This window comes from Microbacterium sp. (assembly GCF_026393345.1).
In the GTDB taxonomy this organism is placed as follows: domain Bacteria; phylum Actinomycetota; class Actinomycetes; order Actinomycetales; family Microbacteriaceae; genus Microbacterium.
In genome coordinates this window covers 20,084-46,792 of sequence record NZ_JAPLAI010000037.1, presented here as the reverse complement: position 1 = coordinate 46,792, position 26,709 = coordinate 20,084, and the positions used below count along the sequence as shown (strand labels likewise).

The following is a 26,709-nucleotide window of genomic DNA, read 5'->3' as shown; positions in this document are numbered from 1 at the left end:
GATGGGAGGCAGCACGCGCGTACCGCCGTACGCGTCGACGCCTTCCCTGCCCTCGGAGCGGAACTGGGAGAACGGATGTCGGCGAACGACGCAGAACGAGCCGCCATGCAGCGCGCGCTCGAGCTCGCCGCGCGCGGCCGCCGCGGCGTGAACCCCCAGGTGGGAGCGGTCCTCCTCTCCCCCGAGGGCGAGGTGCTCGCCGAGGGCTGGCACCGCGGCGCGGGCACCCCCCACGCCGAGGTCGACGCGCTCGCCCGGCTCGCCCCGGGCGCGGCCCGCGGGGCGACCGCCGTCGTCACCCTCGAGCCGTGCAACCACACCGGACGCACCGGGCCCTGCGCCGCCGCGCTGATCGAGGCCGGCGTCGCCCGTGTCGTTTACGCCCTCGACGACCCGACCCCGGTGGCTGCCGGCGGTGCCGACCGCCTTCGCGCCGCGGGGATCGATGTGGTCTCCGGCGTCCGTGCCGACGACGCACGCGCCCTGCTCGCGTCCTGGATCGAGGTGCAGCGGCTCGGTCGTCCGCATGTGACCGTGAAGTGGGCGCAGAGCCTCGACGGCCGCGCTGCCGCCGCTGACGGCACGAGCCAGTGGATCACCGGGCCCGAGGCGCGCGCCGACGTGCACCGCCGTCGCGCGGCCGCGGATGCGATCGTCGTCGGAACCGGCACGGTCATCGCCGACGATCCGTCGCTCACCGCCCGCGACGCGGACGGCACGCTCCTGCCGGACCAGCCGGCACCGGTCGTCATCGGACACACCCCGCTTCCCGCGGATGCGGCGCTTCGCCGCCACCCGCGCTCCCCGCGCACGTTCGCGACCCACGACCTCGCCGCCGTGCTCGCCGCCCTCGGCGAGACCGGGGCGCACCGGGTGTTCGTCGAGGGCGGCCCCACGCTCGCCAGCGCGTTCCTCCGTGCGGGGCTCGCCGACGAAGTGCTCGCCTACGTCGCCCCGGTACTCCTCGGCGGAGACCGTCTCGCCCTCACCGATATCGGGGTGGACACCATCGACGCCGCACGCCGGCTCACCGTGGCCGCCATCGACCGCCTCGGCGATGACCTCCTCGTCGTCGCCCACCCCCGCCCCTGGAACGGAGATCGCTGATGTTCACCGGAATCGTGGAAGAGATCGGCACGGTCACCGCCGTCGCCCCGGCCGGCGACGGCATCCGGCTGACCGTGCAGGCACCGACCGCCGTCACCGACGCCGGTCACGGCGATTCGATTGCCATCTCCGGCGTGTGCCTCACCGTCGTCGACCGCGGCGACGACTGGTTCACCGCCGACGTCATGCAGCAGACCCTGACGATGACGACCACCGGCACCCTCGCCCCCGGGTCCGCCGTCAACGTCGAACGCGCCACCGCCGCCGATGGACGCCTCGGCGGCCACATCGTGCAGGGGCACATCGACAGCACCGGCCGCATCCTCGAGATCCGGCCCGGGGCCCAGTGGCAGGTCGTGCGCATCGCACTGCCCGAAGACCTCGCCCCGCTCGTCGTCGATAAAGGCTCGATCGCCGTCGACGGCATCTCCCTCACCGTCAGCGCCGTCAGCGACGCGGCCGATTCCTCGCCCTGGTTCGAGGTGTCCCTCATCCCCGAGACGCTGACCGCCACGACTCTCGGTTCGCGTGCCGTCGGCGACGCCGTGAACCTCGAGACCGACATCCTGGCCCGCCACGTGCGGCGCCTGCTCGCTTTCACCCCGGAAGGAGGCTCACGATGAGCCTGTCCACCATCCCGGAGGCCCTCGACGCCCTACGCGCCGGTCGCCCCGTCATCGTCGCCGACGACGAGAACCGCGAGAACGAGGGCGACGTCGTCCTGTCGGCGGCCCTCGCGACCCCCGAGTGGATCGCCTGGACCGTGCGCCACTCGAGCGGTTTCATCTGCGCACCCATGCCCGCCGAATGGGCCGACCGTCTCGACCTGCCGCCGATGGTGGCAGTCAACGAGGACGCCCGGTCCACGGCCTACACGGTGAGCGTCGACGCCGCCGACAAGGTCACCACCGGCATCAGCGCCTCCGACCGCGCGCACACCCTGAACGTGCTGGCCGACCCCGCCTCTGTGCCGACGAACCTCATCCGCCCCGGTCACGTCCTCCCCCTCCGAGCTGTCGAGGGCGGCGTCCGCGAGCGCGGCGGCCACACCGAGGCCGCGGTCGAGCTGACCCGCCTCGCCGGCCTCGAACCGGTCGGCGCGATCGCCGAGCTCGTCGCCGAGGACGGCAGCATGATGCGTCTGCCGGGCCTGCTGGAACTCGGCGAACGGGACGGACTGCCGGTCATCACGATCGAGCAGCTGATCGCCTACCTCGACGAGCACGAGCCGCGGGATGCGGCCGCATCCGGCCCGCACCGGCGCCGGGTGAGCCTGCGCGCCGAGTCGACCGTGCCCACCTCGCACGGAATCTTCCGCTTCCTCGCGTACAAGGACCGCACCACCGGGACCGACCACCTGGCGGTCGTGTCGGGTGAGCTGACCGACGAGGCGCCGCTCGTACGCGTGCACTCCGAGTGCCTGACCGGTGAGGCGTTCGGCTCGCTCAAGTGCGAGTGCGGCCCGCAGCTGGAGGCCGCGCTCGACGCGATCGAGCAGGACGGCGGCATCGTCGTCTACATGCGCGGGCACGAGGGCCGGGGCATCGGCCTCATCAACAAGCTCCGCGCCTACGGCCTGCAGGAGCGCGGCCTCGACACGGTCGACGCCAACCTGGCGCTCGGCCTGCCCGCCGACGCACGCGACTACGCGGCCGCGGCCGGCATCCTCGCCGATCTCGGCGTGGAGAAGGTGCGCCTGCTGACCAACAACATCGACAAGGTTACGCAGCTGCGCGAACTCGGCCTCGAGGTCGTCGAACAGGTGCCGCTGCTCGTCGGAATCGGCCCGAACAACCACCAGTACCTGGAGACCAAGCGCGACCGGATGGGCCACCTCATCCCCGACGCCGACCTCGCCGACGCACTGCAGCAGATGAAGGAGCACGCCGAATGAGCGGCAAGGGAGCGCCGGAGGCGCAGCAGGTCACCGCATCCGGACTCCGCGTCGTCGTGGTCGCCGGCACGTGGCACGAGGTGATCACCGACGGCCTCATCGCGGGCTCGGCGCGGGTTCTGGATGCCGCGGGGGCCGACTGGTCCCTGGTGCGGGTGCCCGGCTCGTTCGAGCTGCCGGTGGTCGCGAAGGTGGCACTGGAGCAGGGGGCGGATGCGGTGGTGGCTCTCGGCGTCATCATCCGCGGCGGCACCCCGCACTTCGAGTACGTCTCGTCCGCCGCGACCGACGGCCTCACCCGCGTCGCGCTGGACACCGGCAAGCCGGTCGGCTTCGGCCTGCTCACGCTGGATGACGAGCAGCAGGGACTCGACCGGGCGGGCCTGCCCGGCTCGACCGAGGACAAGGGCGCCGAGGCGGCGGATGCGGCCCTGCGCACCGCCCTCGCGCTGCGCACCCTCCGCGCCTGATCCGGCGCGTCGCCAACCTTCAGGTACACTGAGGGTATGGAGATCCTGCGCCACATCGTCGTTCTCGTCCACCTCATCGGCTTCGCCGTGCTGTTCGGCGCCTGGCTGGTCGAAGCGGTGGGCCGCCGCATCCGCGTGACCCGGCTGATGACGGTCGGCATGGTGATCGCGGCGGTGGCGGGGCTCACGCTCGCCGCACCCTGGGGCATCGAGTACGACCTCAACTACGTCAAGCTCGGCATCAAGCTCGTCGTCCTGCTCGTCATCGGCGCCCTGCTCGGCATCGGTTCCGCCCGCCAGAAGCGCACCGGCACCCTGGCGCCCGCGCTGTTCTGGAGCATCGGCGCGCTCACCCTCGTGAATGCCGGAATCGCCGTCATCTGGCGCTGATCAGCCGTATCCCGAACGCCGTGTACCCCGAGGGGCACGGCGTTCGGCGTTTTCCTGGGAGTAGACTGGGCGTTTATGCGTCGGCGACACACCGACGTTCCGGTGACTCCGTGACCGCCCGTGCGCGACCCGCACCTCCGAGCTCGTCACCGGCAGGCCCCCACCCCGGACCCTCCCCCCGTCGTCCCCGTTCTAGGTTGCGAATGTCTGCCCCCTCCGCCACTTCGGCCCCCTCCGCCCCCGCCAACCCCCGCTCGCGCGTCATCCTGGCGAGCCTCGTCGGCACCACAATCGCGTTCTACGACTTCTACGCCTATGCCACGGCGGCGGTCCTCGTCTTCCCCGCGCTCTTCTTCCCCACCGGCGACGACACGACGGCACTGCTGTCGTCGTTCGCCGTCTTCGGTGCCGCCATGGTCGCCCGCCCCATCGGCGCCGTGATCTTCGGCCATTTCGGTGACCGCTTCGGCCGCAAGGCCACCCTCGTCGCCTCCCTGCTGACGATGGGTATCGCGACGTTCCTCATCGGCTGCCTCCCCACCTACCAGAACATCGGGTGGTGGGCGGCCCTGCTGCTGCTCTTCCTCCGCCTCGCCCAGGGCTTCGCGCTCGGTGGCGAATGGTCCGGCGCGGCGCTCGTCGCGACCGAGAACGCCCCCGCCGGCAAGCGCGCCTGGTACGGCACGTTCCCGCAGCTGGGCGCCCCGATCGGGTTCATCATCGCCAACGGCGTGTTCCTCATCATCAACTTCGCACTGCCGCATCCGGATGGCACGGCGCAGCGGTCCGTGGAGTTCCTGTCGTGGGGCTGGCGCGTGCCCTTCTGGTTCTCCGCGGTCATGGTCATCATCGGCCTCTGGGTGCGTCTGAAGCTCGTCGAATCCGACACCTTCGTCAAGGCGGAGCAGCGCGGGGTCATCCGCAAGTTCCCGCTCGGCGAAGTGCTGCGGCGCAACTGGTGGCAGCTCATCCTCGGCACCTTCATCATGCTGGCGACCTACGTGCTCTTCTACCTGATGACGAGCTTCACGCTCTCGTACGGCACCAAGGCGACCCTCACCGGCGCGGAAGCAGCCGCGGAGGCCGCGGGCACTCCGTTCGATGCGAGCACGTACGTGCCCGGCCTCGGGTTCGCGTACACCGACTTCGTCATCATGCAGATCATCGGTGTGGTGTTCTTCGGCATCTTCACCCTGCTGTCGGGACCCATCGCCGACCGGATCGGCCGCCGGAAACTCCTCATCGGGGTGACCGCGGCGATCATCCTGTTCGGGTTCACCTTCAACCTGTTCCTGCTGCCGCACACCGATCCGGCCGTGACCCAGGTGCTGAGCCAGGCCTTCCTCATCCTCGGGTTCCTGCTGATGGGCGCCACGTTCGGGCCGATGGGCGCGATCCTGCCGGAGCTGTTCCCGACGAACGTCCGCTACACCGGCTCGGCGATCTCGTACAACGTCTCGTCGATCCTCGGCGCGGCGGTCGCGCCGATCATCGCGGTCGCACTGTGGGCCGCGGCGGGCGGCGAGCCGTGGCTCGTCGGCATCTACCTTTCCGGCGCGGGCGTGCTGACGCTCATTGCGCTCATCCTGTCCAAGGAGACCAGGGACGTGGACTACACCGGCGACCTGGGCGCCGAGGTGTCCGCGGAACTGTAGTTCGCCTCCCCTGACGCCGAAACGGGGAGGTGTGCCGAGCGGGGCGGATGCGGCCGCGCGAGGCGTAGCGTTGAGGGACCGCCCTTCCCGAACCGAGGTACGCATGTCCACGAGCGCTCCCCCGCGCCGCAGTCCGTTCGCCCGACCGACCGCCACCGACGGCCCGCGGGCGAGCTTCCGCCAGCTGCTCCCCCACCTCTTCGAGAACAAGGGGGTGCTCGTCTGGGTGGCCGTGCTCAGCATCCTCGCCGCCGGGACGACCCTCGCCCAGCCGCTCGCGGTGGGCGAGATCATCTCCCGGGTGCAGAGCGGTGGGGCGCTCGGCACCCTGGTGTGGGTGCTGGTGGCGCTCGTCCTCGTTTCCTCGGTGATCTCCGGCTACCAGCACTACCTGCTGCAGCGCACGGGCGCCGCTGTCGTCTTCTCCAGTCGTCGCCGTCTCATCGCGCGCCTGCTGCATCTGCCGATCCGCGAGTTCGACGCCCGCCGCACCGGCGACCTCGTCTCCCGTGTCGGCACCGACACGACACTGCTGTACGCGGTCCTCACGCAGGGCCTCGCGGATTCCATCGGCAATGTGCTCATCTTCGCCGGCGCCCTCATCGCGATGCTGCTCATCGACCCGATCCTGCTGCTGCTCATCCTCGTGGTCATCGGACTCTCCATCGCGGCGGTGGGTCTGCTCAGTGGCCGCATCCGTCGGGCCACCCGCGCCCAGCAGGAGAAGGTCGGCGAGCTGGCCTCCAGTGTCGAGCGCGCGATCGGCTCCATCCGCACCGTCCGCGCCGCCGGTGCGGGCGAGCGTGAACAGGCGGCCATCACCGCCACCGCCGACGAGACATTCGTCATCGGGGTGCGCATCGCCAAGGTGTCGGCGCTCGTGGTGCCCGTCGCCGGGATCGCCCTCCAGCTGTCCCTCCTCGTCGTCCTCGGCGTCGGCGGGTTCCGCGTCGCGAGCGGCGCGATCACGATCGCCTCGCTCGTGACGTTCGTCATGTTCCTCTTCTTCCTGGTGCAGCCGCTCGGGTCGTTCTTCGGCGCCATCACCTCGGTGAACCAGGCCCTCGGCGCGCTCGGCCGCATCCAGGAGATCCTCGACCTGCCCACCGAGACGGAGCAGGATGCGGCGATCGCCGCACGCGTGACCGACGTCACCGCGGACCCGTCGCCGGCCGCCATCGAGTTCCGCGACGTGCACTTCCGCTACCCGGACAGTGTGGTCGAGGCCCGGCACAAGGCCGAGTCGGAGGCGCGTGCCGCGCTCGAGACCGCACGGCTCGACACCGCCGCGGTGGATGCGGTCGACACGGACGACGACGACGTGCTCCGCGGCGTCTCGTTCCGCGTGCCGCAGGGGTCGCGGGTGGCGCTGGTCGGGCCGTCCGGCGCCGGCAAGAGCACCACGCTCGCCCTCATCGAGCGGTTCTACGACCCGACGGGCGGTGCGGTCCTGCTCGGCGGCCGAGATATCCGCGCGCTCGACCGCGACGCGCTCCGCGCCCAGCTCGGTTACGTGGAGCAGGACGCGCCGACCCTGGCCGGCACCATCGCCGACAACCTGCGCCTTGCCTCGCCCGACGCCACCGACGCGGAGTGCGAGCGGGTGCTGCGCGAGGTGAACCTCGGCGAGGTGCTCGACCGCAGCTCGCTGGGCCTCAACGCCCCCGTGGGCGAGGGCGGGGTCATGCTCTCCGGCGGCGAGCGTCAGCGGCTCGCGATCGCCCGCGCCCTGCTGGCGGCACCCCCGATCCTGCTGCTGGACGAGTCGACGTCATCCCTCGATGGCCTCAACGAGCAGCGGATGCGGGAGGCCATCGACGCCGTCGCCACCGGCCGTACGCTCATCGTCATCGCGCACCGCCTGTCGACCGTCGTCGACAGCGACCTGATCGTCGTCATGGAGCACGGCCGCGTCGTCGGTCAGGGAACGCACTCCGAGCTCGTCGCCTCCACCCCGTTGTACCGCGACCTGGCGAAGCACCAGCTACTCGTCTGACCCGCATCCCGACTGCGAAACACGAGAACGCCCCCGGAACCTGACGGTCCGGGGGCGTTCTCGTGTTCGGGTCAGGCCTGCGGGGCGTGATTCAGCCGGTACCGCAGCGACGACAGTTCGGCGCGGAGCGTGGACGGGATGCGGTCGCCGAAGGTGTTGTAGAACTCCTCGGTGAGGTCGGCCTCGGTCAGCCACGACGACGAGTCGATCGCGAAGAGCTCCTCGAGGTCGGCCTCGGGGACCTCGATGCCGTCGAGGTTCAGGTCGGTGAGGCGGGGAAGACGGCCGATGGGGCTGTCGATCGCCGGTACGCCGCCCTCGATGCGGCGGATGATCCAGTCGATGACGCGGGCGTTGTCGCCGAATCCGGGCCACAGGAAGCGGCCGTCGGTGCCCTTGCGGAACCAGTTGACCTGGAAGATCCGGGGGGCGCGGTCGAAGCGCAGCTTCTGGCCCACCGAGATCCAGTGGCCGAAGTAGTCCGCCATGTTGTAGCCGCAGAACGGGAGCATGGCGAAGGGATCGCGGCGGAGTTCGCCGACGGTTCCCTCCGCGGCGGCGGTGCGCTCGGACGAGATCGTCGAGCCGAGGAACACGCCGTGCGCCCAGTCGGTGGCCTCGACGACGAGCGGCACGTTCGTCGCGCGACGGCCGCCGAACAGGATGGCATCCAGCGGCACCCCCTCCGGGGTGTCCCAGTCGGGGGCGATCTGCGGGCATTGCGCGGCAGCCACGGTGAACCGGGAGTTGGGGTGCGCGGCAGGACGGCCCGACGCGGGCGTCCAGTCGTTGCCCTCCCAGTCGGTGAGCTGTGCGGGCGCCTCATCGGTGAGCCCCTCCCACCAGACATCGCCGTCCGGGCGGAGCGCCACGTTCGTGAAGATCGTGTTGCCCCACAGGGTCTCCACGGCCGTCACATTGGTGGACTCGCCGGTGCCGGGGGCGACACCGAAGAAGCCGGCCTCCGGGTTGATGGCCCACAGGCGCCCGTCGTCGCCCGGGCGCAGCCACGCGATGTCGTCGCCGAGGGTCTCGACGCGCCAGCCCGGGATGGTGGGACGCAGCATGGCGAGGTTCGTCTTGCCGCACGCGGACGGGAACGCCGCCGCCACGTGGAAGGCCTTGCCCTCGGGGCTGATGACGCGGATGAGCAGCATGTGCTCGGCGAGCCAGCCCTCGTCGCGGCCGATCACCGAGGCGATCCGCAGCGCGAAGCACTTCTTGGCGAGGATCGCGTTGCCGCCGTAGCCGGAGCCGTACGACCACACCTCGAGCGTGTCGGGGTAGTGCACGATGTACTTCTCGTCGTTGCAGGGCCACGCGACGTCGGCCTGACCGGCCTCGAGCGGGGCGCCCACCGAGTGCACGGTCTTGACCCAGGGGGCACCGTTCGCGATCTCGCGGACGACATCCTCCCCCACGCGGGTCATGATGCCGATGGACGCGACCGCGTAGGCCGAGTCGGTCACCTGGACGCCGATGTGCGAGAGCGGGCCGCCGACGGCGCCCATGGAGAACGGCACGACGTACATGGTGCGACCGCGCATGGATCCCTCGAACAGGCCGTTCAGCGTGCCGCGGATCTCGGCGGGTGCGACCCAGTTGTTCGTGGGGCCGGCGTCCTCTTCGTTCTCGGACGCGATGAACGTGCGGCCCTCGGTGCGGGCGACGTCGCTCGGGTGCGAGCGGGCGAGGTACGAACCCGGACGCCACTCGGGGTTGAGCTTGATGAGCTTGCCCTCGTCGACCATCTCGCGCAGGAGGGCCTCGTTCTCGCCCCGGGAGCCGTCGATCCAGTGGATGCGGGCCGGCTGGGTGAGCGCGGCGATCTCGTCGACCCACGCGACCAGGGCGGCCATGCCGGGGCCGTCGATCGTGGGAGCGGCGCCATAGGAGGCAGGAGCGGTCCGGACGGGGCCGGTGAGGGTTCGCGTGAAGGTGTCAGCGAGGGCCATGGTTGCTCCTTGTCAGAGAATCAACGGTCAGAACGTGTGTTCTCTCTCACTATCGGCCACCAGCACCCACCTTTCCCGGAGTTGTCGATGAAAGACTGGCAAATCTTTCGCTATGATCAAGGAATGCCGCAGGCCACGATCGAACTCACCACACTGGGTCACCGCATCCGTCACTTCCGGGTGGCGAGTGGGCTCACCCTCGACGAACTCGGGAGCAAGGTGGGGGTCGCTGGGAGCCACCTGAGCCTGATCGAGAACGGCAAGCGCGAGCCGAAGCTGTCACTGCTGCAGGAGATCGCCACCGCGACCGGGATCGAGCTGTCGCAGCTGCTGTCGTCCGAGCCGCCGAACCGGCGGGCGGCACTGGAGATCGAACTGGAGCGGGTGCAGGCGAGCCAGGTATTCCGCCGGCTCGGCATCCCCCCGGTCAAGGTCTCCAAGGGCGTCAGCGATGAGACCATCGAGTCGATCCTCGGCCTCCACCGCGAACTGCAGCGGCGCGAGAGCGAGGCGATCGCCACCCCCGAGGAGGCGCGGCGCGCGAACACCGACCTGCGACTGCGGATGCGGGAGCACAACAACTACCTCGGCGACATCGAGAAGCTCGCCGAGAAGCAGCTGAAAGCCGCCGGTCACGTCTCCGGCGCCCTGACCCACCGCACGGTGAGCGTGATGGCAGAGAAGCTCGGTTTCGAGCTCATCTACGTCAACGACCTGCCACACTCGACCCGCTCGATCAGCGACCTGGAGAACGGCCGCATCTACCTGCCGCCCGCATCCATCCCCGGCGGCCATGGCCTCCGCTCGATGGCACTGCAGGCCATGGCCCACCGGCTCCTCGAGCACCAGCCACCGGCGGACTACGGCGAGTTCCTGCAGCAACGGCTGGAGATCAACTACTACGCCGCATGCTGCCTCATGCCGGAGACCGCATCCGTCGCCTTCCTCACCCAGGCCAAGCGTGACCGCGACCTCGCCGTCGAAGACTTCCGCGACGCGTTCGGGGTCACCCACGAGGCGGCCGGGATGCGGATGACGAACCTGTTGACGGAGCACTTCGGCATCCCGCTGCACTTCCTCCGCGTTGACGGGTCGGGGGCCATTTCGCGGGTGTACGAGAACGACGAGCTGCCGCTGCCGATGGATGTCACGGGCGCCGTGGAGGGCCAGATCGTCTGCAAGTGGTTCTCCGCGCGGTCCGCGTTCGAGGAGCAGAACCGCACGATCGAGCACTACCAGTACACCGACACCCCCTCGGGGACGTTCTGGTGCTCGTCGCAGACGGGCACCACCTCCGACGGCGAGTTCTCGATCACCGTCGGCGTGCCCTTCGACGACGCGAAGTGGTTCCGCGGACGCGAGACCCAGAAGCGCGCCATCTCGACGTGCCCCGACGAGTCGTGCTGCCGCCGCCCCTCGGGTGATGCCGCCGCCCGCTGGGCGGGCAAGTCGTGGCCGAGCGCGCGAGTCCACATGCAGATGTTCTCGCCGCTGCCGCGGGGCGCGTTCCCCGGCGTCGACGACAACGAGGTGTACTCGTTCCTGGAGCGGCACGCCACCTCCTGATCCCCGGGTGGGTCAGCGGGCGGCGGCGGGCGTGCCGACGGCCCACAGCGGCTGCGGCAGCTCGTCGTTCAGCTCCCACGCCCCGATCCATCGGTTCTTGAACAGCACCGGGTTGTGGCTGGACACCGTTCGCGCGTTCCGCCAGTGCCGGTCGAGTCCGCCGCCGCGTGCGGTGGCGGATGCGCCGAGCGCGTCGAAGAGACGTGAGGTGAGCCGCTGCACCTCGTCGGTCGCGAACGACTGCGCCTGTGCAGCCCGGATCTCGGCGAGCCCATTCGCGATCCGCCCGGCATCGCGAAGCCCCGCATCCGCGGGATCGTCCCGCAGGGCGACCGCAGCCCGATAGGCCGACTCGACCGCGTCGGCCACGGCGAGGACCGTCGCCTCGACGGCGAAGGCGGATGCGGACAACTCACCGATCAGCGCCTGGATCTGCGGGTCGTCACGGACTGCGGCGGCGGTGCCGTGGCTGTACACCCGCGCGCGCGAACGGACCGCCTGGGCGGCGTCCGCCACGGCGGCGTGCGCGATGCCGGCGAGCACGGCGAGCAGCACCAGCTGATACAGCGCAGTCTGGTAACCGAACCGCTCCGGCACCGGCAGCACGTCGCCCGGGTCGACCACGGCTCCGTCGAAGACGATCGTGCCGGTGCCGGTGAGGCGCTGCCCGAACCCGTCCCAGTCGTCGAGGATCTGCACTCCGGCCTGGTCGAGCGCGACCAGCGCGGCGACATCCGTGCCGTCGCTGAGCCGGTGCGCGACGGTGTCCGTCCACTCGGCGAAGATGCTGCCGGTCGTGTAGAACTTCCGCCCGGTGATCCGCAGCGTCCCGTCCGCATCCTCGTGCAGTTCGGTGGCCGCGCGGGCCGTCGTCGACCCTGCCGCTTCGCTCCACGCGTTCCCGGCGATGTCCCCTGCCGCGATCCGGCCGCGCCAGCGGTCCGCGAACGCGCCGTCCGCCGTCGTCAGGGTGTGCTCGACCAGCGCGATGTGCCCGCGGAGGATCTGCGGCACATTGGCATCGGCCGCCGCGACTGCGATGAGCAGCCGCGTGAAGGTGCGCCAATCGAGGCCGAGGCCGCCGTCCGTGGGAGCGAGGCGCGCACGCGTGAACCCGGCGGCGCGTAGCGCCGCCAGCTGCTCGGCGGGCAACTCCCGGTCACGGTCGCGGTCGGCGGCGCCGCTCGCGATGGCCTCGACGACGGGGCGGAACCGCGCCACCACGTCGGCGGGCAGGCCCGCCCACCGCTGCTCGTCGGAGAGGGTCATGGATTCCTCGCTCAGGTGTAGAGGGAGATCGGCTGCACGGCGCCGGTGAGGAAGTTCGCACCGACCTCGAGCTTCTTGTAATCCACCGGGTCGTGCAGGGAGTGGGTGCGCACGTTCCGCCAGTGCAGGTCGAGACCGACCCGGGATGCGGTGGAGCTCGACCCCGTCGCCTCGAACACGCGGTTCGCGACATCCACGGCGGTGTCGCTGGAGACGACCTTCAGCTGCGCGATGCGGATCGCGAGCTCCGCGCGATCGCCGGCGGTCACCGCATCCCCGCGGGAGATCGAGCGGTCGTACTCGCGGTTCACGGCATCGGCGAGCGCCTCGACGGCGGCGACGCGGGAGACGAGCTCGCCGTACAGCCGCTGCACGAACGGGTCCTCGCGGTACCGGTCGGCGGCGCTGAGGAACCACGCGTTCGGGCGGGCGTTCGTGAGCTCCCGCGCCTGCGCGAGCGCCCCCTGCGCGATGCCGAGGTACAGATTCCCGAAGACCAGCTGGATCGCCGGCGTCACGTAGCTCTGGATCGGCTCATCGGTGCCGTAGCCGAGCACCTGATCGGCGGCCACGACCACGTCGTGGTAGCGGACGGTGTTGCTCGCCGAGAGCCGCTGCCCCAGGTTGTCCCAGTCGTCCACGAGCTCCACCCCGGGGTGTCCGTACGGCAGCACGAGGTAGGCGAACTCACCGTCGTGCTCGCCGCCGTCGACCACCGCGTTGATGAGCAGCGCCTCGCCGACCCCGGAGCCGGTGGAGAAACGCTTGAATCCGTTCAGCCGGAGGCCCTCCGGGGTGTCGGTCAGGGTGAGATTCGGGTCGACCGGGTTGACCGAGTCGCCCCACACCCAGCGCCCGGCGATCGTGGCACGGAACCACCGCTCGCGCTCGGCTGCGGGCGCCACGAGCGCGATGTTGGCCTCGTTGACGTAGTGGTAGCCGAGCAGCTGCGCGATCGACGCGTCGGTGCGGGCCAGCGTCCGCACCGCCCGGAACGCGGACTCCCAGTGCCCGCCGCCGCCGCCGTACTCGGCCGGGTCGAGAAGGGTCACGAGTCCCGACTCCTGCAGCAGCTTCGCCTCGGCGAACGGCTGGGCGTTCCGCCGGTCGCGTTCCAGCGCGTCGGCACCGAGGCGTTCGGCGACGCCCTCGGCGACCGCATCCCACTGGGCGAGTTCGTCCTCGGATGCGGTGCCGGAGAAGTGGGTGCGGGGTGCCGTGTCGAGCGTGGTCATGAGGATTCCTTGGGATCAGGCCGGAGCGAGGGACGCGTTGCCGTCGGCGGCGCTGCGGGCGTCGGCGTACGCGCCGCGGTAGGAGTGGGCGGGGTGCCAGGACGGGACGACGGCACTGCCGGAGAGGCGCTCGCGGAGCGTCGTGCCCTCGTAGTCCTCCCACACCCGGCCGCGGCGGCGGAGTTCGGGGACGAGGAGGTCGACGATGTCCTCGAAGGTGCCGGGGGTGATGACGTAGGCGAGGTTGAACCCGTCGATGCCGCCCACCTCGATCCACCGCTCGAGTTCGTCAGCGGCGGTCTCGGGGCTCCCGACGATGACCGGGCCGATGCCGCCGATGCCGACGTAGTCGGCGATGTCGCGCGGGGTCCACTGCCGGGTGGGATCGGCCCTGGTGAAGATCGACAGCGCGGAGCGGGCCGCATCCGTGTCCACGTACTCCAGCGGCTCGTCGGGATCGAGCGCGGACAGGTCGATGCCGGACCAGCCGCCGTAGAGCGCCAGCGCACCCTCGAGCGAGACGTACTGCCGGTAGTCGTCGTACTTCGCCTGCGCCAGCTCGTCGGTCTGGGCGACGATGACGGTGGCGAGCGTGAGGATCTTGACCGAGTCGCGCGGGCGCCCGATGGCCTCGGCCTTCGCGCGGATCGAGTCGGTGGTCTTGCGGGTCAGTTCCGGGGCCAGGCCGTTGATGAAGATCGCCTCGCCGTGGCGGGCGGCGAACTCCTGGCCGCGCGGCGACGCACCGGCCTGGAAGATGACGGGCGTGCGCTGCGGCGACGGCTCGGACAGGTGGATGCCGGGGACGTCGAAGTGCTCCCCGTGATGGGCGATCGGGTGTACCCGCTCCGGATCCGTGAATACCCCCGCGGCGCGGTCGCGATGCACCGCGCCGTCCTCCCACGACCCCTCCCAGAGCTTGTAGGTCACGTCCAGGAACTCGTCGGCGATGCCGTAGCGGTCGTCGTGAGCGATCTGGTCGCCGAGTCCGAGGTTCCGCGCAGCGCTCGCGAGGTAGGAGGTGACCACGTTCCAGCCGACCCGACCCTCGGTGAAGTGGTCGAGCGTGGAGAGGGTGCGCGCCAGCGTGTAGGGCTGTGAGTAGGTCGACGCGATCGTCACCCCGAAGCCGAGGCGCGAGGTCACCGCGGCCATCGCGGGGATCTGCAGCAGCGGGTCGCCGACGGGGATCTGCGCGGCGTCGCGCAGCGCGGGCGCAGCCGAGTCCTGGTACACGTCGTAGACGCCGACGACGTCGGCGAGGAACAGGGCGTCGAACGTGCCCCGCTCCAGCAGCCGGGCGAGCTCCGTCCAGTAGCCCAGCCGGTTGTACTCGTCGGCCCGGTTGTCGGGATGCCGCCACAGCCCGGGCGCCTGATGCGTCACGCAGCTCATGTCGAACGCGTTCAGGATGATGCGCGATGTCATGGGAGTCCCTTCCGCGCCAGGAAGCGCCGAGCCGGAAACGTATCGCGGATGCGGCGGCCGCTTCGGGGCCCACCGACACACGGCGTCACTCGGTGACGGATCGTGACGCCGTGTGAACGCTTCTTACGAGCGGGCGCGCGCCGGGGTGTCCCGCGTCCGGACAATGGCGACCCGGCGGCCTCACAGCGGCCGCCGAGACCCGCACCCGAGAGGCCCCTGACATGCCCGCATCCGTTCCCGCCCCGAGCCGCTGGCGTCGGCCGCTCGTCGCGACCGCCGTCGCCGCCGCATCCGCGCTCGCCCTCACCTCCTGCGCCGGCGCCGCCGCAGACGCCGACGGCGGCGATGAGTCGCTGACCGTGCTGCTCATCACCTCGCACCAGGGCGCCGCCGACAAGCTCGCCGCCGACTACAAGAAGCTCACCGGGGTGACCATCAACCCGGTGATCGTGCCGTACGACGAGATCGGCAACACGCTCGCGCTCGACCAGCAGTCCGGCGCAAACACGATCGATGTCGCGGCGCCGTGGTACGTCTCCATCGGCGACCTCGCCGCGGACGGCGCGATCCAGGACCTCACCGACTGGATCGACGAGAACCCCGACATCGACCCGGACGACTTCATCCCGTCGATCTACGACGCGTACACGCTGTACGACGGCAAGCGGTACGGTCTGCCCTTCGACGGCGACACGCACGTGCTGTTCTACAACACCGAGATCCTGGAGCGGAACGGCATCACCGAGCCGCCCGCCACGTGGGACGAGTACATCGCCGACTCCGCGCTCATCACCGCGAACGAGGGTGCGAACGGCGTGTACGGCAACGTGATCTTCGGGCAGAAGTCGCCGCTCATCCTCGGCGCCAGTTTCGCGAACCGGCTCGCCGGATTCGGCGGCGAGTTCGTGGACGAGGACGGCAAGCCCGTCATCAACTCCCCCGAGGCGGTCGCCGCGGCACAGTCGCTGGCCGACGCGCTGCCCTCCGCGTACCCCACCCCGGCCGAGACCGCGTTCGGCGAGGGTAACTCCGCCTGGTACGCCGGCAACGCCGCCTTCATCGAGAACTGGACCGACCTCGGTGTGGGTTCGCAGATCAACGAGGACTCCACCGTGGCCGACAAGTGGGGCGTGACGCTGCTCCCGACGGGCGGCGACAACACCCAGTCGCGGGCGTCGCTCGTGGCGGGCTTCACCTGGGTGGTCGCCGCCAACACGAAGAAGACCGAGCTGGCGCGCGACTTCATCGAGTGGGCCGCCTCCAGCGACGTGAACCAGTCGCTGCTCGTCGCCGAGCCGCAGACCGGCATCGACCCCAACCGCATCTCCGCCCTGGAGAGCGCCGCTTACGGGGAGAAGTACCCCGACCTGCAGCGGGTCAACCGTGCCACGCTCGATGGCGCACTGGCCTGGCCGACCGGGGAGAACGCAACCCAGGCCGCCGAGATCCTCACCGATGAGCTGGCCAAGCTCGTCGCCGGCGAGGTCACCGCACAGGAAGCGCTCGATGCCACACAGGCCGAATGGGAAGAGCTCCTTGGCTGAGATCGCCCTGCCCGCGGTTCGCCGCGCCACGACGGTGCGCTCGCGCCGCTCCCTCCCGGGGGCGGCGTGGGCGCACCGCCTGTTCGTCGCCCCGAGCGTCCTGGCCCTCCTCGTGCTCGGCCTGTACCCGCTCGGGTTCATCGTCGCGGCGGCGTTCACCGACTCCTCACTGGGGAAACCGTTCCAGTCGTGGGTGGGGGTCGAGACGGTCCAGTCGGTGCTCGCAGACGCCGACATCACCGCATCCCTGGTCCGTTCGGTGCTGTACGCGGTCGCGGTGTCCGCCGCCAGCCTCATCCTCGGTGTCGCGGCGGCGCTCGCGCTGCAGGGAGCGGTCCGCAGCGGCTCGCTCGTCCGGACCCTCCTGCTGCTCCCGCTCATCACGCCGCCGGTGATCGTCGGCACGCTGTGGAAGCTGATCTACAACCCGGGCGGCGGGCTTCTCGCGACCGTGCTCGGCTTCCTGGGTGCACCGCGCGAAGCCATCGCCCCGCTGTCGTCGACGACGTGGGCCCTGCCCGGCATCGCCCTCGCCGACGTCTGGGAATGGACGCCGCTCATCGCCCTGCTCGTGTTCACGGCGCTGCTGGCGCAAGACCCGGAGACGATCGAGGCGGCACGGCTCGACGGCGCCCACGGCTGGCGGATGTTCCGCTCCATCACGCTGCCGGCGATCTCCGGTGTCGTGGCGGCCGCGTTCTTCATCCGCCTGGTGCTCTCGTTCAAGGTCTTCGACCTGGTGTTCATGATGACCTCCGGCGGCCCCGGGCAGGCGACGACCACCACCTCGTATGTGATCTACCAAGCCGCGCTGCGCGAGTTCGACGTCGGCAAGGCCGCGGTGATCACGCTTCTGCTCGCGCTCGTCGTCACCGTCGTCACGATCCCCGTCGTCGCGATCACCCGAAAGCTGCAGGCCAATCATGAGTGACCTCCTCCGCGCTCCCCGGCGCCTCGACCATCGGGGCATCCTGGCTACCACGGTGCTTACGGTGCTGCTGCTGTTCTTCACCGTCCCCCTGCTCTACCTGCTGTCCGTCTCCCTCATGGGGCGGAACGAAACCGGCCAGGGAGTGCTGATCCCCGCGGTGCCGCAGTGGTCGAACTGGTCGGACGTGCTGACTCAGTCGGATCTCCTCCGCGGTATCGCGAACTCGCTCGTCGCCGCGATCGGCGGGGCCATCCTCAGCCTCGTGTTCGCGCTGCCGGCGGCGTGGGCCATCACCCGGTTCCGCACCGGCGGGAAGACCCTCGCGGCGACCATCATGAGCCCGTGGCTGCTGCCGCCGATCGTCGCCGTGGTGCCCCTGTTCACGCTGCTACGCGTCCTGGGACTGAGCAACACGCTGCTCGGGCTCACTCTGCTGTACGCCCTGGTGAATATCCCGGTGGCGATCTGGCTCCTGGAGGGTTTCGTCCGGAAACTCCCGATCGAGATCGAGGAGGCCGCACGCCTGGACGGCGCCGGCTCGTTCCGGCTGCTGTTCTCGGTCGTCACCCCGCTCGTCGCGCCCGCGCTCGCCGCGATCGGGATCATCGTGGCGGTGCTGAACTACAACGAGTTCCTGCTGGCGACCTTCCTCACCCAGAGCCCGGACGCGCAGACCCTGCCGGTCGTGCTGTCGATGTTCTACGGCGAGCGCACCCCGCACTACGGCAAGATCGCCGCCGCATCCGTCATCGGGGTGCTGCCCGTGTTCGCAGCCGCGGTGTTCTTCCAGCGTTGGCTGGTGGGCGGGCTGACGAGCGGCGCGGTCCGCTGAGCCCACACCATTACTGGCGCGAGGCTCACGCCGCCACGAAGGCGGCGTAGCGGTCGAGCGCGGCCGCGACCGCCTCGTCCGGCACCGGGGGGATGCCGAACATCTCCGCCCGTGCCGTCTCTCGCCGCCCGACGGCACGGGAGTGCGTCCAGCGGCCCGCCACCACCCCGTCGGCGAGGATCAGCGGGCTCACCATCCCGTTCGCGCCGGGCCCGACGAGCGACTGATGCGGCACGGCGCAGACCCGCCCCCGATCGAGGTACGGGAGGTAGTACTCGTCGAACGCGGGCAGTGCGACCACGGACGGCGCGTCGGCCTGCACGCGCGGACGACCCCGTGACACGTACAACGGATCGCGCTCACCGTCGATCACCCGCACCCGGTCGCCTGCCGCCTCCGCTGCGGCACGGCACGCCGTCACCGGCAGGCCCGACCACCACGCGAAGTCCCCCGCGGTGGCGGGACCGTGCCCCTCGATGAAGCGGACGAACAACTCGGTGACCGGATCCGCCGGGGCCGCCGCATCCGTGATCCAGTCCTCGCAGAGCACGAGGTACTGCTCGCGCGTGATGCCCGCCGCGCGCCGCACGACCGGTCCGTGGCAGAGGACGCCGCGCCAGCTCAGCACCTGCAGCACGTGGATGCCGCGCTGCCCGGCGGTATCGATACCGGCGGCCTCCCACACCTGCGCGACCGCGGCACGATCCAGCCGGTCGCCGCCCCGGAGGGCGCCGCGCACGACCCGCTCGGCTTCGCGCAGCACCTCGTCGTCCAGCCCGAGCTGCCGGAGCCGTCCCGCAGCGAGGCGTCGCTGACGCTCGGCAGTGAGCCGCAGCATCCAGCCGAGGTCTTCGGCGGCGCAGATGTGGATCGTGCCACGCTGCGTCCACGACCGCACCAGCCGGCCGCGGTCGAACGCCCCGTCCACGTCGCGCAGACCGACGACGCCGCGGCTGCGAACCGCGAGCGCCCACCGGCCGCCCCAGAACTCCTGCGACTGCACGGCGCCCATGTGGCGCGCCGCGGCGAGCACGGTGGTGGCCGGAGCACTCAGCCGGTGCGAGCGGAGCCGCTCGGCGCGGAGGGCCGCATCGTCCATGCCGCCATTGTGCCCTGCGGCACCGACACGGCGGGCACCGCGGGAAGAAGGTCAGGCGAACGGGTTGGGGGTGAGCGTGTACTTGGTCTGCAGGTACTCGTGGATACCCTCGGCACCGCCCTCGCGTCCGAGGCCCGACTGCTTCCAGCCGCCGAATGGCGCGGCTGCGTTCGAGACGACGCCGACGTTGAGGCCCATCATCCCGGTCTCGAGCCGTTCGATCATCCGCTGGCCGCGGGCGATGCTCTCGGTGAAGACGTAGGAGACGAGACCGTATTCGGTGCTGTTGGCGAGGTCGACAGCCTCGTCCTCGGTGTCGAACGGGACGATCGCGAGCACGGGTCCGAAGATCTCCTCGCGGAGGATCTCACTGCCCTGCGGCACCTCGGTGAGCACGGTCGGCTCGTAGAACGACCCCTCGCCTTCGATGGCCTTGCCGCCGGTGCGGAGCGTCGCCCCGCGGGAGACGGCGTCTTCGACCAGCTGCGAGGCCTTGGCCACGGCGCGGTCGTCGATGAGGGGTCCGATGGTGACGCCATCCTCGGTGCCGCGACCGATGCGGAACCCGTTGACGCGCTCGGTGACGCGGCGGGCGAACTCGTCGGCGACCGAGCGGTGCACGATGAACCGGTTGGCGGCGGTGCAGGCCTGGCCGATGTTGCGGAACTTCGCGGCGATCGCGCCCTCGACGGCCTTATCGAGGTCGGCGTCTTCGAAGACGACGAACGGGGCGTTGCCGCCGAGCTCCATCGAGGTGCGAAGGACCCCGTCCGCCGCCTGCTTCAGCAGTGCGACGCCGACCGGAGTGGACCCGGTGAACGAGAGCTTGCGCAGCCGCGGGTCGCGGATGAGCGCCTCGGACACGGGGCCGGAGGTGGCGGTGGTGACGACGTTCACGACACCGGCGGGCAGGCCCGCATCCTGCAGCAGCTTCGCGAAGTAGAGCGTCGTGAGCGGCGTGAGGGCGGCGGGCTTGATGACCACGGTGCAGCCGGCGGCGAGCGCCGGAGCGATCTTGCGAGTCGCCATGGCCAGCGGGAAGTTCCACGGGGTGATGAGGAACGCGGGGCCCACCGGATGCTGGGTCACGATCATGCGGCCGGTGCCCTCGGGGTTCGCGCCGTAGCGGCCCTGCACGTGGGCTGCCTCCTCGCTGAACCAGCGGAGGAACTCACCGCCGTAGGCGACCTCGCCGCGGGCTTCGGCGAGCGGCTTGCCCATCTCGATCGTCATGAGGAGGGCGAAGTCCTCCTTGCGTTCCTGCAGCAGATCGAACGCGCGGCGCAGGATCTCGGCGCGCTCACGCACCGGGGTCGCGGCCCAGGAGGGGAAGGTGTCGGCGGCGGCGTCCATCGCGGCCTTGCCGTCGGCGACCGACGCGCTCGCGATGGTCTTGATCGTCGCGCCCGTCGCGGGGTCGGACACGGTCAGCGTGGCGCCGGCTTCGGCCGCACGCCATTCCCCGCCGATGAAGAGTCCCTCGGGCACATCGGCCAGCAGTGCGCTCTCACGGTTCTCGGTCATCAGGACTCCCTCGTCGTCTCCGGATGCCGCAGCATCCCTCGACACAGATCGTATATGATCCACGGTCGGATCGCATTCATTCTCTCCACCGCAGGCACGTGCTGTCACCGGACATGTCGGCGAATCCTCCGTACGGTGACCGCCCGCACGGATACCGCCACTGCCGTCGTATACTCGGGCGTGTCCGGCGCAGGCACGCCCGCCGGTGCTCGAAAAATGGGCACGCAGCCATCCCCCGGGATGCGCGAGACACATACGGCCTCATCCCCGTCACCGTCTCGAAGGACTGCTTCGCCATGCCCACCGTCTCCGCACACGTCGCGCTCACCCTCGCCCAGCACATCGATCACGTGTTCGGGGTGATGGGCAACGGCAACGCCTACTTCCTCGATGCGCTCGAGCGTCAGACCGACGCCGAGTACACCGCACTCCGCCACGAGGCCGGTGCTGTCGTCGCGGCCGACGCGTACTACCGCGCCTCGGGGCGCCTCGCCGCCGCGACCGCCACCTACGGCGCCGGGTTCACCAACACCCTGACCGCCCTCGCCGAGGCGGTGCAGGCGAATGTGCCGCTGCTCCTCGTCGTCGGTGACGAGCCCACCTCGGGGCCCCGCCCGTGGGACGTCGACCAGATCGCACTCGCCTCGGCCGTCGGCGCCCGCACCTACACGGTCGGGCGCGCGGATGCGGCGGCCACCACGGTCATCGCGATCGAGCACGCGCTGGCGTACCGCGTGCCCGCGGTGCTCGCGATCCCCTACGACGTGGCGAAGCTCGAGGCGGGCCCGGTCCCGGCTGCACCCGCCCCCACGCTCCCCGCACCGCTCCAGCCGGCGCCCTTCGCGGCCGCCGGGATCGGCCGGCTCGCCGTCGCCCTCGCGAGCGCCGAGCGGCCCCTGCTCCTCGCCGGCCGCGGCGCCTGGATCTCCGGCGCGGCCGACGCACTCGGCGCCCTCGCGGATGCCACGGGGGCGATCACCGCCAGCACCGCGCTCGGCCGCGGCGTCTTCCCCCGTGCCGAGTTCGACCTCGGCGTCACCGGGGGCTTCGGCGCGGAGGGAGCGATGGACCTCATCCGGGAGGCCGACGTCGCCGTCGTCTTCGGCGCCTCGCTCAACCAGTTCACGATGCGGTTCGGCGAGCTGTTCGCCCCGGGCACGCAGGTCGTGCAGGTCGACATCGCCCCCGCCGCCACCCACCCCCACGTCGGCGGATACCTGCGGGGCGACGCGGCGGTGGTCGCCGCATCCCTCGTCGAAGAGCTGCGCGCCCTCGGCGCTGCGCCGAGCGGCTGGCGCGAGTCCGTCGACGTGGCGCCGCTCCGCGCCTACGACGTCACCGACGAGGTCGCCCCGGACGGGCGTCTCGACCCGCGCGCGGCCGCGGTCCGCATCGGTGAGCTGCTGCCGGAAGACCGCGTGGTGGTCTCCGACGGCGGCCACTTCATCGCCTGGGCGAACATGTACTGGCCCGTCGCCTCGCCCGACCGGATGCTGATGATCGGCACGGCGTACCAGTCGATCGGCCTGGGGTTCCCCAGCGTCCCCGGCGCCGCCCTGGCGAAGCCGGAGTCCACGATCGTGCTCACCACCGGCGACGGCGGAGGCCTCATGGCCCTCGCCGACCTGGAATCCGCGGTGCGGGTCGCCGGCGGCCGCGGCCTCGCCGTCGTGTGGAACGACGGGGCATATAGCGCCGAGGTGAACCTGTACGGCCTCAAGGGCCTGGCACAGGAGCCCATGCGCATCCCTACCGTCGACTTCGCGGGCCTCGCGCGCGCGGTCGGCGCCGAGGGCGTCGTCGTCGAGCGTCTGTCCGACCTCGACCGACTCGCGGAGTGGGCGGCAACCCCTGCGCGCGAGCGGCCCTTCCTGCTGCTCGATCTGCGGATCTCGGGCGATGTCATCGCCCCGTACCAGCATGAGGTCATCCGCGTGAACTCCTGAGGCACCCGAATCAGCCGCATCCGGAGGGGTGACCGCCGAACCAGGGAATGCCAGAGCCTGTCGCTGCGCTGTGTGTGGGGCGCAGACTAGGCGGCAGCGCAGACCCGGAGGTGCCCATGGAAGGTCTTGAAGTCACGGTCCTGCTGGGACTGGCGGTGCTCACGGGCACCCTGCTCGCCCCGCGGCTCCGCCTCGCGACGCCGCTCGTGCTCGTGGTCATCGGGCTGCTGCTCGGCTTCGTGCCGGAGCTGCGTGAGATCGAGCTGCCCCCGGAGACGATGCTGCTCCTCTTCCTGCCCGTCATGCTGTTCTGGGAGAGCTTCACCACGTCGTTGCGTTCGGTGAAGCGGGCGCTGCGCTACATCGTGCCGATGAGCACGCTGCTCGTCGTCGCCTCCGCGTTCGCGGTGGCCGGGATCGCCACCGCCATGGGCGTGCCGTGGGAGGCCGCGCTCATCCTCGGCGCCGCCGTGGCACCGCCGGACGCGACCGCGGTCGCCGCGCTCGGCCGACTGCTGCCACAGCGCACCTTCATGAAGCTCAAGGCCGAGAGCCTCACGAACGACGGGACCGCGCTCGTGGTCTACGCGATCGCCGTCTCGCTCGCGGTCGGCGGCGACGTCACGCCGTGGACGATCACCGGCACCGTCGTTCTCTCCTACCTCGGCGGCGCCGTCGCGGGCATCGGCATCGCGGCGATCGCCTGGCTGGCGCTCCGGCGGATGCGGGCGACGCTCGCGATCAACGTGACGTTGCTGCTCGTGCCGTTCCTGGCGTTCCTCGTCGCGGAGCTGATCCACGGCTCCGGCGTGCTCGCCGTCGTGTTCGCGGGCCTCATCGTCGCGTGGCTCGCCCCGCGCATCACCACGGCCCAGTCCCGCCAGCAGGCGCAGGCGGCGTGGCCGTTCGGGGTGTTCCTGCTCAACGGCGCGCTGTTCGTTCTCATCGGGCTCGAGGTGCAGAACGTCGTGCACGAGATCCCGGGGCGGCAGATCGGCTGGCTGCTCCTGGTATCGGTCGCGGCGTGGGCGGCGCTCGGTGTGGTGCGCTACCTGTTCCAGCTGCTCATGGCGCCGTTCTCCCGGCCCTCGCCCGAACACCTCGCGAACACCACGAGACAGTCCCGCAACCGCGGCCGGATCGTCAGCACGGTCGCCGGATTCCGCGGCGCGGTGTCGCTGGCCATCGCCCTCTCGGTGCCGATGACGACGGATGCCGGAACGGATCTCCCCGGCCGCGACGCGATCGTGTTCGTCACCGCGGGCGTCATCGTGCTCACCCTGCTGGTTCAGGGTCCGCTTCTTCCCGCGGTCATCAAGTGGGCGAAGCTGCCGAACGACGACACCGAGCGGGAGGAGTTCGAACTGGCGCAGCGGACGATCTCCGGCGCGGCGCTGGCGGCCCTGGACGACCTCGCCACCGAGCACGGGATCAGCGACGAGGTGCGCGACCAGGCCCGGCGCGAGGGCTACGACCGGCTGGAGCTCGCGAACGCGCGCGCCCTCGCCCGGCAGCGGTCGGCCATCGACGACGAGATCGACGACCTCGAGACGGTACTGAGCGGACCTGACGCGACATCGCCCACGTCCGGCGCCATCGCGACCGTGTCGGACGACGGGGAGGCGGGAGAGGTGCGCCCGGTCGCGCTGCAGATGCTCGCCACCAGCGACGACATCGACATGACGCAGCGTTCCCCGCTCATCCGCTTCGAGGAGGCGAACCGGCTGAAGCTCGCGCTCCTGGACCGGAAGCGCGAGGTGCTGCTGCGGCTTCGCCGCGAGGGCGCGATCGACGATCTGGTGTCCCGGCGGGTGCAGCACGGTCTCGACGCCGAGGAGCTCCGGCTCGCCGACGCGCGAGAGCTCGGCTGACCTGCGTCAGGCCCCGGTGGCGGCCGGGACCATGTGCTGCGCGAAGAACGCAGCCAGCTCCTCGGTCGCGGTCAACGGCAGCACGTGCGCGACGTACTGGTCCGGACGGACCACGACGACGGTGCCGGCGCGGTCGATGCCGCGCAGCTCGAAGATGTCCTGGGCAGGGTCGACGGCGTAGATCTTCTCGTAGTCGATCAGACCGAACGGACCCACCCGCGGCAGGAAGATGTCCGGGATGTCGCCGACCTCGATCTCGGTGTGCGCCTTCGGGTACACGACCTTGACGTCGAAGACGCTGTCGATGTCCTCGCCCGCGGGCGTGAACGTCCGCACCGGTGAGTCGGCACTGTTCGCGAGCCACTCGGCCCACTCCCCGAGGGCGGTGGCGTCGGCATCCGCGAACGCGTAGATGCGCCAGCGTCCGTCGGCCCGCGCATGGTGACCGAGGTGGGCGGGGACGGTGTCACCGAGACGGACGACGGGAGCCGACTTGAATCGCTTGCCGATGGGGAAGCCCTCGGCCAGGTTCTGGTGCGCCGCCTCGCCGACGATCATCGACGGGGTGTACTGCGTCATGAACCCGGCGGGGAACTCGGCGGTGCGGGTGTAGAACTCCGCGACCTCTTCGGGGCTGGAGAAGTCCTCCGGGTTCTTGGCCATGAGGGTGGACCACTCGCGGTCGAAGTCGATGAGGTTCTGCGCGATGACCTGGCGCTCGGCGGAGTAGGTGGCCAGCAGTGATTCGGGCGCGCGGCCGGTGAGCACCGAGCCGAGCTTCCAGCCGAGGTTGAAGCCGTCCTGCATCGACACGTTCATGCCCTGGCCCGCCTTCGCGCTGTGCGTGTGGCAGGCGTCGCCGCAGATGAACACGTGCGGCGCACGGTCCGAGCCGGGGTCGACGTCGTCGAACTTGTCGGTGACGCGGTGGCCGACCTCGTAGACGCTCGACCAGGCGACGTCCTTGACCTCGAGCGTGTAGGGGCTGAGGATCTCGTTCGCCTTGGCGACGATGGCTTCCAGCGGCGTCTTGCGGACGTTGCCGTTGTCACCCTCGGGGACCTCGCCGAGGTCGACGTACATGCGGAAGAGATACCCGCCCTCGCGGGGGATGTGGAGGATGCTGCCGGCCTGCGACGAGATCGCGCACTTGATCCGGATGTCGGGGAAATCGGTGACGGCGAGCACGTCCATGACGCCCCACGCATGCTTGGCCTGGCCGCCGATGTGCTTGCGGCCGATGGCTTCGCGCACGCCACTGCGGGCGCCGTCGCACCCGACGACGTACTTCGCGCGGACCGTGCGCTCCGCCCCCGCCCGCTCGCCGCCGACGTAGCGCAGCGATACGGAGACGGGGTACTCGCCCTCGCCGACCGTGAGGCCGACGAACTCGATGCCGTAGTCCGGCGTGATGCGGGCGGGCGAGATCTCTGCGACCTCGGCGAAGTAGTCCAGCACCCGCGCCTGGTTGACGATGAGGTGCGGGAACTCGCTGATGCCGTGCGGGTCGTCCGCCGCGCGAGCGGTGCGGATGATGTGCTGCGGGTTCTGCGGGTCGGGGGTCCAGAAGTTCATGCTGCTGATCGTGTAGGCCTCCGCGACGATCCGCTCGGCGAACCCGAACGCCTGGAACGTCTCGACGCTGCGCGCCTGAATGCCGTCGGCCTGGCCGATCGCGAGGCGTCCCTCGCGCTTCTCGACGATCCGGGTCGTGATGCCGGGGTACTGGGAGAGCTGCGCTGCGAGGAGCATGCCGGCGGGACCCGAGCCGACGATGAGCACGTCGACCTCGTCGGGCACGTCCGCGGGGCGGTCGATGCCGGTGCCGGCGGCGGGACGGACCCGGGGGTCCGTCGAGATGTAACCGTGGTGGTGGAACTGCATCGACGTCGATCCTTTCCTCGGACTGCAATGTCGAGGTGTGTTGCGATGGCGGCCGGTGCGTTCTATATTCGAACACACCGTTCTACTATTGAACAGATCGTATACGACATTCG

At 70.7% G+C, this 26,709-nt stretch carries 20 protein-coding genes; 13 read left to right on the top strand and 7 right to left on the bottom strand.

Annotated elements, in window-relative coordinates; translation table 11 throughout:
• Positions 1-75: 75 nt before the first annotated feature.
• From ribD to NT132_RS05885, 7 genes are all read left to right on the top strand, one after another.
• Positions 76-1,107 carry a bifunctional diaminohydroxyphosphoribosylaminopyrimidine deaminase/5-amino-6-(5-phosphoribosylamino)uracil reductase RibD gene (gene ribD, locus NT132_RS05915; RefSeq protein WP_297786272.1) on the top strand — a complete coding sequence of 344 codons (1,032 nt, stop codon included), beginning with the start codon at positions 76-78 and terminating at the stop codon, positions 1,105-1,107.
• Positions 1,107-1,730: a riboflavin synthase gene (locus NT132_RS05910; protein WP_297786268.1), complete on the top strand. Its 624-nt coding sequence runs from the start codon at positions 1,107-1,109 to the stop codon at positions 1,728-1,730. The genes ribD and NT132_RS05910 overlap by 1 nt, the downstream gene beginning before the upstream one ends.
• Complete coding sequence (ribA, locus tag NT132_RS05905; protein ID WP_297786265.1) at positions 1,727-3,001, top strand: GTP cyclohydrolase II; 1,275 nt, start codon at positions 1,727-1,729, stop codon at positions 2,999-3,001. Before NT132_RS05910 ends, ribA begins: the two co-directional genes overlap by 4 nt.
• Complete coding sequence (ribH, locus tag NT132_RS05900; protein WP_297786262.1) at positions 2,998-3,471, top strand: 6,7-dimethyl-8-ribityllumazine synthase; 474 nt, start codon at positions 2,998-3,000, stop codon at positions 3,469-3,471. Before ribA ends, ribH begins: the two co-directional genes overlap by 4 nt.
• 36 nt (positions 3,472-3,507) lie before the next feature.
• Positions 3,508-3,861, top strand: coding sequence for a Fe-S protein (locus tag NT132_RS05895; protein WP_297786259.1), 354 nt, complete (start codon positions 3,508-3,510; stop codon positions 3,859-3,861).
• A gap of 203 nt (positions 3,862-4,064) precedes the next feature.
• The gene (locus tag NT132_RS05890; protein WP_297786256.1) at positions 4,065-5,516 is read left to right on the top strand and encodes an MFS transporter; all 1,452 of its coding nucleotides are present in this window, start codon (positions 4,065-4,067) and stop codon (positions 5,514-5,516) included.
• Positions 5,517-5,619: 103 nt separating this feature from the next.
• Positions 5,620-7,512, top strand: a complete 1,893-nt coding sequence (locus tag NT132_RS05885) for an ABC transporter ATP-binding protein (protein ID WP_297786253.1) — start codon at positions 5,620-5,622, stop codon at positions 7,510-7,512.
• 71 nt (positions 7,513-7,583) lie between these two features.
• Here the strand turns inward: NT132_RS05885 and NT132_RS05880 are convergent, their stop codons facing one another.
• Positions 7,584-9,467, bottom strand: coding sequence for a phosphoenolpyruvate carboxykinase (GTP) (locus NT132_RS05880; RefSeq protein ID WP_297786250.1), 1,884 nt, complete (start codon positions 9,465-9,467; stop codon positions 7,584-7,586).
• A gap of 123 nt (positions 9,468-9,590) precedes the next feature.
• Here NT132_RS05880 and NT132_RS05875 point away from each other — a divergent pair, with 123 nt between their 5' ends.
• Complete coding sequence (locus NT132_RS05875) at positions 9,591-11,033, top strand: XRE family transcriptional regulator (protein WP_297786247.1); 1,443 nt, start codon at positions 9,591-9,593, stop codon at positions 11,031-11,033.
• Positions 11,034-11,045: 12 nt separating this feature from the next.
• Here the strand turns inward: NT132_RS05875 and NT132_RS05870 are convergent, their stop codons facing one another.
• From NT132_RS05870 to NT132_RS05860, 3 genes are read right to left on the bottom strand one after another with little or no spacing between them, the layout of a single operon-like run.
• Positions 11,046-12,302, bottom strand: a complete 1,257-nt coding sequence (locus tag NT132_RS05870) for an acyl-CoA dehydrogenase family protein (protein ID WP_297786244.1) — start codon at positions 12,300-12,302, stop codon at positions 11,046-11,048.
• An 11-nt stretch (positions 12,303-12,313) separates the two neighbouring features.
• Complete coding sequence (locus tag NT132_RS05865) at positions 12,314-13,537, bottom strand: acyl-CoA dehydrogenase family protein (protein ID WP_297786241.1); 1,224 nt, start codon at positions 13,535-13,537, stop codon at positions 12,314-12,316.
• Positions 13,538-13,552: 15 nt separating this feature from the next.
• On the bottom strand, positions 13,553-14,965 hold the full coding sequence (locus NT132_RS05860; protein WP_297786238.1) for an LLM class flavin-dependent oxidoreductase: 1,413 nt from the start codon (positions 14,963-14,965) through the stop codon (positions 13,553-13,555).
• 221 nt (positions 14,966-15,186) lie between these two features.
• Here NT132_RS05860 and NT132_RS05855 point away from each other — a divergent pair, with 221 nt between their 5' ends.
• Genes NT132_RS05855 through NT132_RS05845 form a run of 3 tightly spaced genes read left to right on the top strand, consistent with a single transcriptional unit; the run spans position 15,187 to position 18,272 of the window.
• Positions 15,187-16,509 (top strand): sugar ABC transporter substrate-binding protein, encoded by a 1,323-nt coding sequence (locus NT132_RS05855; protein ID WP_297786235.1) that lies wholly within the window; start codon positions 15,187-15,189, stop codon positions 16,507-16,509.
• Positions 16,502-17,440, top strand: coding sequence for a carbohydrate ABC transporter permease (locus NT132_RS05850; protein ID WP_297786233.1), 939 nt, complete (start codon positions 16,502-16,504; stop codon positions 17,438-17,440). The genes NT132_RS05855 and NT132_RS05850 overlap by 8 nt, the downstream gene beginning before the upstream one ends.
• Positions 17,433-18,272, top strand: coding sequence for a carbohydrate ABC transporter permease (locus NT132_RS05845; protein ID WP_297786231.1), 840 nt, complete (start codon positions 17,433-17,435; stop codon positions 18,270-18,272). The genes NT132_RS05850 and NT132_RS05845 overlap by 8 nt, the downstream gene beginning before the upstream one ends.
• Before the next feature lie 25 nt (positions 18,273-18,297).
• Here NT132_RS05845 and NT132_RS05840 read toward each other — a convergent pair whose 3' ends face one another.
• Positions 18,298-19,371 (bottom strand): winged helix DNA-binding domain-containing protein, encoded by a 1,074-nt coding sequence (locus NT132_RS05840; RefSeq protein WP_297786228.1) that lies wholly within the window; start codon positions 19,369-19,371, stop codon positions 18,298-18,300.
• Between the two features lie 51 nt (positions 19,372-19,422).
• Positions 19,423-20,895 carry an NAD-dependent succinate-semialdehyde dehydrogenase gene (locus tag NT132_RS05835; protein WP_297786225.1) on the bottom strand — a complete coding sequence of 491 codons (1,473 nt, stop codon included), beginning with the start codon at positions 20,893-20,895 and terminating at the stop codon, positions 19,423-19,425.
• 296 nt (positions 20,896-21,191) lie between these two features.
• On the opposite strand from NT132_RS05835, the gene NT132_RS05830 reads away from it, so the two are divergent.
• Positions 21,192-22,841, top strand: a complete 1,650-nt coding sequence (locus NT132_RS05830) for a thiamine pyrophosphate-binding protein (RefSeq protein WP_297786222.1) — start codon at positions 21,192-21,194, stop codon at positions 22,839-22,841.
• A gap of 116 nt (positions 22,842-22,957) precedes the next feature.
• Entirely contained in the window at positions 22,958-24,712 is a 1,755-nt protein-coding gene (locus NT132_RS05825; RefSeq protein WP_297786219.1) for a Na+/H+ antiporter, read from the top strand.
• 6 nt (positions 24,713-24,718) lie between these two features.
• On the opposite strand, the gene NT132_RS05820 is transcribed toward NT132_RS05825, so the two are convergent.
• On the bottom strand, positions 24,719-26,596 hold the full coding sequence (locus NT132_RS05820; RefSeq protein WP_297786216.1) for an FAD-binding monooxygenase: 1,878 nt from the start codon (positions 26,594-26,596) through the stop codon (positions 24,719-24,721).
• Between the last annotated feature and the right edge of the window lie 113 nt (positions 26,597-26,709).

What these genes read in the sequence shown, in the direction of transcription:
- NT132_RS05910 (WP_297786268.1), top strand. Translation starts at nt 1,107, where the DNA reads ATGTTCACCGGAATCGTGGAAGAGATCGGCACGGTCACCGCCGTCGCC.
- NT132_RS05835 (WP_297786225.1), bottom strand. Translation starts at nt 20,895, where the DNA reads ATGACCGAGAACCGTGAGAGCGCACTGCTGGCCGATGTGCCCGAGGGA.
- NT132_RS05880 (WP_297786250.1), bottom strand. Translation starts at nt 9,467, where the DNA reads ATGGCCCTCGCTGACACCTTCACGCGAACCCTCACCGGCCCCGTCCGG.
- ribD (WP_297786272.1), top strand. Translation starts at nt 76, where the DNA reads ATGTCGGCGAACGACGCAGAACGAGCCGCCATGCAGCGCGCGCTCGAG.
- NT132_RS05845 (WP_297786231.1), top strand. Translation starts at nt 17,433, where the DNA reads ATGAGTGACCTCCTCCGCGCTCCCCGGCGCCTCGACCATCGGGGCATC.
- NT132_RS05870 (WP_297786244.1), bottom strand. Translation starts at nt 12,302, where the DNA reads ATGACCCTCTCCGACGAGCAGCGGTGGGCGGGCCTGCCCGCCGACGTG.
- NT132_RS05875 (WP_297786247.1), top strand. Translation starts at nt 9,591, where the DNA reads ATGCCGCAGGCCACGATCGAACTCACCACACTGGGTCACCGCATCCGT.
- NT132_RS05840 (WP_297786228.1), bottom strand. Translation starts at nt 19,371, where the DNA reads ATGGACGATGCGGCCCTCCGCGCCGAGCGGCTCCGCTCGCACCGGCTG.
- ribH (WP_297786262.1), top strand. Translation starts at nt 2,998, where the DNA reads ATGAGCGGCAAGGGAGCGCCGGAGGCGCAGCAGGTCACCGCATCCGGA.
- NT132_RS05825 (WP_297786219.1), top strand. Translation starts at nt 22,958, where the DNA reads ATGGAAGGTCTTGAAGTCACGGTCCTGCTGGGACTGGCGGTGCTCACG.
- NT132_RS05890 (WP_297786256.1), top strand. Translation starts at nt 4,065, where the DNA reads ATGTCTGCCCCCTCCGCCACTTCGGCCCCCTCCGCCCCCGCCAACCCC.
- NT132_RS05830 (WP_297786222.1), top strand. Translation starts at nt 21,192, where the DNA reads ATGCCCACCGTCTCCGCACACGTCGCGCTCACCCTCGCCCAGCACATC.
- NT132_RS05865 (WP_297786241.1), bottom strand. Translation starts at nt 13,537, where the DNA reads ATGACCACGCTCGACACGGCACCCCGCACCCACTTCTCCGGCACCGCA.
- NT132_RS05885 (WP_297786253.1), top strand. Translation starts at nt 5,620, where the DNA reads ATGTCCACGAGCGCTCCCCCGCGCCGCAGTCCGTTCGCCCGACCGACC.
- NT132_RS05860 (WP_297786238.1), bottom strand. Translation starts at nt 14,965, where the DNA reads ATGACATCGCGCATCATCCTGAACGCGTTCGACATGAGCTGCGTGACG.
- NT132_RS05895 (WP_297786259.1), top strand. Translation starts at nt 3,508, where the DNA reads ATGGAGATCCTGCGCCACATCGTCGTTCTCGTCCACCTCATCGGCTTC.
- NT132_RS05855 (WP_297786235.1), top strand. Translation starts at nt 15,187, where the DNA reads ATGCCCGCATCCGTTCCCGCCCCGAGCCGCTGGCGTCGGCCGCTCGTC.
- NT132_RS05820 (WP_297786216.1), bottom strand. Translation starts at nt 26,596, where the DNA reads ATGCAGTTCCACCACCACGGTTACATCTCGACGGACCCCCGGGTCCGT.
- ribA (WP_297786265.1), top strand. Translation starts at nt 1,727, where the DNA reads ATGAGCCTGTCCACCATCCCGGAGGCCCTCGACGCCCTACGCGCCGGT.